We start from the raw sequence: 5,169 nt of genomic DNA on the forward strand, positions 1-5,169 counted from the left end.
GGTACTCCGCAAGGAGTACCGGCCCCACGACGTACGTCAGGCCCTCACGGCATACGTCAGAAGAACACCGACCGCCGCTGCACCAAGAGCTTGTACAGCGTGTGCTGAATCGTTTCCCGCACCTGGTCGGTGAGGTTGAACATCAGCATGGGGTCGTCCGCCGCCTCCGGCGGATAGTCGTCCGTGGGGATCGGCTCCCCGAACTGGATCGTCCACTTCGTCGGCAGCGGCACCAGACCCAGCGGCCCGAGCCAGGGGAAGGCGGGCGTCAGCGGGAAGTACGGGATCCCCAGCAACCGCGCCATCGTCCGGGAGTTGCCGAGCATCGGGTAGATCTCCTCCGCCCCGACGATCGAGCACGGCACGATGGGCGCCCCGGCACGCAGTGCCGTCTGCACGAAGCCGCCCCGCCCGAAGCGCTGCAGCTTGTACCGCTCCGAGAACGGCTTCCCGATCCCCTTGAAGCCCTCCGGCATCACGCCCACCACCTCGCCGCGCTCCAGCAGCCGCTGGGCGTCCTCGGCGCAGGCCAGGGTGTGCCCGAGCTTGCGGGAGAGCTCGTTGACGACCGGCAGCATGAAGACGAGGTCCGCGGCGAGCATCCGCACGTTCCGCCCGGCCGGGTGGTGGTCGTGCACGGCGGCCTGGAGCATCAGCCCGTCGACGGGCAGGGTGCCGGAGTGGTTGGCGACGATCAGCGCCGCGCCCTTCTCCGGGATGTTCTCGATGCCCTTCACCTCGACCCGGAAGTACTTCTCCTTGAAGGGCCGCAGCAGCGACATCATCACCTGGTCGGTGAGCTCCTTGTCGTACCCGAAGTCGTCGACCTCGTAGTCGCCGGTGATCCGCCGCCGCAGGAAGTTCAGCCCGTGGGCGACCTTCCGCTCCCAGCCGCCGCCCTGTCCGGCTCCGTCGCCCGTGGCGGCCGTCCGTTCGGCCGCTCCGGCCGCCATGGCGGCGGTCTGCGGCTCCTCCTCGCGCTGGGCCGGCACGGGCGCCAGCGGCGCCTTCGCCCGCGTCGTACGGGCCGGGCCCGTGCGCTTCGCCCGCCGCTTGGACCGGGGTTCCTCGCCGAACGGAATGACCTTCGCATCGGCCATGGTGCGTGCGCTCCTCAGTTCTGGCCGCGGCCGGCAGGCATCAGCGCGGCGATCCGGTCGACGGTACGGGCGAGGGTCTCGGGCGGCAGCAGTCCCGCCGCGCGGCTGCGGGCGAAGTCCGCGAACGCCTCCGCGGTGGTGTAGCGGGGGTGGAAGCCCAGCGTCTCGCGCATCTGCGTGGTCTGGACGACGCGGCCGTGGGTGAGCAGCCGGATCTGCTCGGGCGAGAAGTCCAGGGCCCCGACCGACCGCAGCGCGGAGCCGACCCAGGTGACGGTGGGCAGGAAGAAGGGGAGCGTGGGGCGCCCGAGGCGCCTGGCGGCCTGGGAGAGCAGCAGGACGCCGTCACCCGCGATGTTGAACGTGCCGCTGTTGAGCGTCCCGCGGCGGGGCTCCCCGGTGGCGATCCGCAGCACCTCGATGGCGTCGTCCTCGTGCACGAACTGCAGCCGGGGGTCGAAGCCGAGGACGCTGGGCAGCACGGGCAGCGAGAAGTACTCGGCGAGCGGTGAGTCGGCGCAGGGCCCCAGGACGTTCGCGAAGCGCAGCACGCACACGGCGACGTCGGGCCGCCGGCGGGCGAAGCCGCGGACGTACCCCTCGACCTCGACGGCGTCCTTGGCGAAGCCGCCGCTGGGCAGCGACTTGGGCGGCGTCGTCTCGGTGAAGACCGCGGGGTCGCGGGGCGCCGAGCCGTAGACGCTCGTGCTGGACTTCACCACCAGCCGCCTGACCGTCGGCGTCTTCTGGCAGGCACCGAGCAGCTGCATGGTGCCGATGACGTTGGTCTCCTTCACCAGCGCCCGGCTGCCGCGCTTGCCCAGGGGAGTGCCGTTGACGTCCATGTGGACGACGGTGTCGACGCCCTGCTCCGCGAGGACCCGGCCGATCGTGGGCTGGCGGATGTCCGCCCGTATGAATTCGGCCCCACCGAGATGGTGCTCGGGTGGCACTGCGTCCACCCCGATGACGCGGTCGACGTCGGGCTCGCGCTGGATGCGACGGACGAAGCGTCCCCCCAGCTGCCGTGCGACTCCGGTGACGAGCACGACCTTGCCCAAGATCAGCGCCTTCCTTCCCCTCGCCCGGCGAGCGGTGCACCCGCTGGGCGGTGCCCTGTGGCGGCCACCGTAGCGGGTCGTTGTTGCACTGTGATGACCGCCGGACGGGCCGGGCGTCATTTCAAGCCGTAGCGAAAGACTCACTCACCGCAACGCACCGCAGCCCTCCCACCGAGGACCGGTGGGAGGGCTGCGGGACGTTCACAGCGACGTTGCTTACTTCTTGTTGCGACGCTGAACACGCGTGCGCTTGAGCAGCTTGCGGTGCTTCTTCTTGGCCATCCGCTTACGCCGCTTCTTGATAACAGAGCCCACGACTACCCTCGCTTACATCGATTCACTCGGTGCGGGGCGTCCGAGCCCACACGACCTACATCGGGCCAGCCTACCCGGCACTGGGCGATCAGCGTAATCCGAGGTGCCTCTCAGGCGGTTTCCACCCCCACGTAGGACTCTCGGAGGTACTCGTGCACCGCTTGTTCTGGGACCCGGAACGACCTGCCCACCCGGATCGCCGGCAGATGACCACTGTGCACCAGCCGGTACACGGTCATCTTGGAGACTCGCATCACCGCGGCGACTTCCGCCACGGTCAGGAACACGACCTCGTTGAGAGGCCTTTCGCCAGCAGCCATGACACACCTGAACCTTCCGCACATGACGCGCACCGGCTTCCCCTCCGGTGACTCCTCGTCGCTGCGCGCTCACTCCCCAGGTTAGGGGCGGGTGATACGAGTGGGGAAGAGGAGCAGCCATCGGCCGCCTACTGTGACAGACACGCTCGATTGAGTACATAGCGAGTAAGCGGTCGGTAGTAATCAGACCGCACAGTGTCATCAAGCGGAACGGCCACGGACACCCGCCCCTCGGCCTCTCCGACGAACAGCGCAGGGTCGTCCGAGTCGGCCAGCCCGATGGCCTCAATGCCCAGCTGACCTGCCCCGCAGACCCATCCGTGGTCCCCGATGACCATGGCCGGCAAGGGCCCGCCACCGTCCGCCGCGGCCGCCAGCACGTGCCGAACCGGGAGGGGTGAATGCGTATGCGCGCCCGGCTCACTCCCGGCGGCGCGTGCGCCGGGCTCGCGCACCATCGCGACTCCTCGAAGGTAGTCAAGACGGTAAGTACGTACGCCGAACCGGGTCGTTATGTCGACACTTTGCCCCTGCGCCGGGGTGAGGACAGTGCATCCCGCCGCCGAGAGACCGACTGCCAACCCGGCGTAGAAGCCCAGGAGCCGGTGCGGGTGACCGGTGCCCAGCAGCACCGGCGAACCGGTCGCGGCCACCGTCGCGAGGCGGTCCGCGAAGGCATCGAGTGCCACCAGCGTGCGATCGGGGTCGATCACATCATGCCCTGAAGTGTCCTTGGGATCGGCCGAAACTCCACACCTCTCACCCATCAGTCGCAACAAGTCGCCGAAGCGCCAGTCATATTTCGGCTCCAGACCGATCAGCACCCGGGGGTCGCGGGCGGCGAACATCCGGTACCGCCGCAGGCTCCGCTCCCGCGGCGTGGCCACGGTGCCCGCCAGACCGGCCGTCAGCAGATGGGCGCGCAGGGCGCTCCTGGTGGGGACAGGGGTCAACACGGGTTGATGCTCGCCGACCGCCGGACCCCCCACGGCACTTTCCCGGCCGCCGTCCCACGTGCGGGCTAACGGCCCGCCGCCGCCCGCCACTCAAGGGACCACCCCCCACGCGTCACTCAACGGTCCACCACCGCACGTCACTTAGGGCAGCAGGCCGTGGGAGGGGAACACCGCCCGGCGGGTGGCGAGGACCGCCTGGTCGAGCCGGTCGGCCGGGTCGTAGCCGGACGCGACGAAGTCCCGCCACTGGGGCGTGCGGCCGTCCGTCATCCGCAGCGGCCCCAACTGCCGTGTCCGCCGGAACACTTCGTGACGCCACTCCTCGGGCACCGCCGACGCCGGGTCCACCGGCCGCCCCGCGGCGATGCCCACCAGGTGCGTCCACGACCGCGGCACGACGTCCGTCACCGCGTACCCACCGCCGCCGAGGGCCAGCCAGCGGCCCTCCGCGTGCTCGTGGGCCAGGGTGTGGCACGCCTCGGCCACCAGCCGCTGCGCGTCGACGGAGACGGCCAGGTGCGCCAGCGGGTCCTCGAAGTGCGTGTCCGCCCCGTGCTGGGTCACCAGCACCTGCGGCCGGAAGGCGGCGAGGAGGTCCGGTACGACGGCGTGGAACGCCCGCAGCCAGCCGGCGTCCCCCGTCCCTGCCGGCAGCGCGACGTTGACCGCGGTGCCCTCGGCATCCGTGCCGCCGGTCTCCTCGGGCCAGCCGGTCTGCGGGAAGAGCGTGCGCGGGTGCTCGTGCAGCGAGATCGTCAGGACGCGCGGGTCGTCCCAGAACGCCGCCTGGACGCCGTCCCCGTGGTGCACGTCCACGTCCACGTACGCCACCCGTACGGCACCGAGTTCGAGCAGCCGCGCGACGGCGAGGGCCGCGTCGTTGTACACGCAGAACCCGGACGCCCCGCCCGGCATCGCATGGTGCAGCCCGCCGGCGAAGTTCACCGCGTGCAGCGCGGATCCGCTCCACACCGCCTCGGCCGCTCCGACGGACTGACCCGCGATCAGCGCGGCCGCCTCGTGCATTCCCGCGAACGCCGGATCGTCCGGGGTGCCGAGCCCGTACGAACCGTCAGCCGACCCGGGGTCGGCCGAGGCAGCCCGGACGGCCGCGATGTAGTCCGGCCGGTGCACCAGCCGTAGTGTCGACTCCCCCGCAGGGGGTGCCGACACCGTACGGGCCACCCGGTCCAGGCCGTACGCCTCGACCAGCCGCATGGTGAGCGCGAGCCGCACGGGATCCATTGGATGCCCGGGGCCGAAGTCGTAGCCCACCACTGCCTCGTCCCACATCACCTGTGCCCGGCCGCCGCTCATGGGCGACACCGTAGTGGATGACCTGCTGCGGGTTTCCTCAGGAGGTCCTCCTCAGGATGCACACCCCTGAACGCAAAAATGCCGCAGGCCCCGGACTTTT

General features: G+C 70.5%; 6 protein-coding genes. All 6 read right to left on the reverse strand.

Translation table 11 applies throughout. From position 1 onward, the window contains the following. Positions 1 to 56 precede the first annotated feature (56 nt). The 6 genes from LE181_RS21090 to LE181_RS21115 all read right to left on the reverse strand — a co-directional run bounded on the left by LE181_RS21090 (position 57) and on the right by LE181_RS21115 (position 5,069). Positions 57 to 1,100, reverse strand: coding sequence for a lysophospholipid acyltransferase family protein (locus tag LE181_RS21090; RefSeq protein WP_225662882.1), 1,044 nt, complete (start codon positions 1,098 to 1,100; stop codon positions 57 to 59). Between the two features lie 14 nt (positions 1,101 to 1,114). Continuing rightward, on the reverse strand, positions 1,115 to 2,161 hold the full coding sequence (locus LE181_RS21095) for an NAD-dependent epimerase/dehydratase family protein (protein ID WP_225662883.1): 1,047 nt from the start codon (positions 2,159 to 2,161) through the stop codon (positions 1,115 to 1,117). Between the two features lie 216 nt (positions 2,162 to 2,377). Then, positions 2,378 to 2,476 carry a 30S ribosomal protein bS22 gene (locus tag LE181_RS21100; RefSeq protein ID WP_003948845.1) on the reverse strand — a complete coding sequence of 33 codons (99 nt, stop codon included), beginning with the start codon at positions 2,474 to 2,476 and terminating at the stop codon, positions 2,378 to 2,380. 110 nt (positions 2,477 to 2,586) lie between these two features. Continuing rightward, entirely contained in the window at positions 2,587 to 2,796 is a 210-nt protein-coding gene (locus LE181_RS21105) for a helix-turn-helix domain-containing protein (RefSeq protein WP_067299677.1), read from the reverse strand. Between the two features lie 128 nt (positions 2,797 to 2,924). Next, entirely contained in the window at positions 2,925 to 3,752 is an 828-nt protein-coding gene (locus LE181_RS21110) for a phosphatase (RefSeq protein WP_225662884.1), read from the reverse strand. A gap of 141 nt (positions 3,753 to 3,893) precedes the next feature. After that, positions 3,894 to 5,069, reverse strand: coding sequence for an acetoin utilization protein AcuC (locus LE181_RS21115; RefSeq protein WP_225662885.1), 1,176 nt, complete (start codon positions 5,067 to 5,069; stop codon positions 3,894 to 3,896). Between the last annotated feature and the right edge of the window lie 100 nt (positions 5,070 to 5,169).

The sequence above is a fragment of the Streptomyces sichuanensis genome (genome assembly GCF_020328095.1).
Taxonomy (GTDB): Bacteria; Actinomycetota; Actinomycetes; order Streptomycetales; family Streptomycetaceae; genus Streptomyces; species Streptomyces cinnamoneus.